Below are 299 nucleotides of genomic sequence, written 5' to 3' on the forward strand. Positions count from 1 at the left end.
TCATTTCGCTCCAAAGCGTTATACTCCTTTATCCATCATTTCTGCTTGCTCTGCAAGGGTCAGGGCGGAAATGATCTCCTCGATTTCGCCGTTCATCACCTGATCCAGCTTATGCACGGTAAGCCCGATCCGATGGTCCGTCACCCGGCTTTGCGGGAAATTGTACGTGCGGATCCGTTCGCTTCGATCCCCGGTGCCGACCTTGCTCTTGCGCTCGCCGGCGTACTTCGCTTCCTCTTCCTGGCGCATCATGTCGTAGATGCGCGCGCGAAGCACCTGCAGCGCCTTCTCCTTGTTGG

General features: G+C 56.9%; 1 protein-coding gene. It reads right to left on the reverse strand.

Annotated elements, in window-relative coordinates:
* Positions 1 to 18 precede the first annotated feature (18 nt).
* Positions 19 to 299: peptide chain release factor-like protein (locus ACSNOG_RS33160; RefSeq protein WP_436756379.1), on the reverse strand; the 281-nt coding region annotated here is incomplete at its 5' end.

Origin of the sequence: Streptomyces sp. URMC 124 (genome assembly GCF_051386455.1) — a bacterium.
In the GTDB taxonomy this organism is placed as follows: domain Bacteria; phylum Actinomycetota; class Actinomycetes; order Streptomycetales; family Streptomycetaceae; genus Streptomyces.